The sequence below is a fragment of the Psychrobacter sp. TB20-MNA-CIBAN-0197 genome (assembly GCF_040309765.1).
Classification (GTDB): Bacteria; Pseudomonadota; Gammaproteobacteria; order Pseudomonadales; family Moraxellaceae; genus Psychrobacter; species Psychrobacter submarinus.
Genome location: NZ_JBEOPC010001257.1, coordinates 1 through 242 on the forward strand (window position 1 = coordinate 1; position 242 = coordinate 242).

The 242-nt window shown below is 43.8% G+C and carries 1 protein-coding gene; it reads right to left on the reverse strand.

The genetic code is table 11. The features are described from left to right. On the reverse strand, window positions 1-242 hold a 242-nt coding region (locus AAEY83_RS18000), incomplete at both ends, for a DUF58 domain-containing protein (RefSeq protein ID WP_351061416.1).

Sequence of the window (242 nt, forward strand, 5' to 3'; positions counted from 1 at the left end):
ATTAAAGCGTGTGCTAAATGCCTGTTCGGCATTTTTAGCAAAGCGCGCTCTAAAACTGCTATCCATAAGTGGTAGGGCAAAGTCTTGGCCATTGGCGCTTACTGTAACGGCTTGTTTAAATGCCGGTAACTGATGCTCAAATGGATCGCTTATGTGGCAACCAATCAGCTCGCAGTGGCGGCTTAATATTTCAAGTTGCTTAAAGCTGGCATCATCCAGAGCATTAAAATCAGACACTAAAT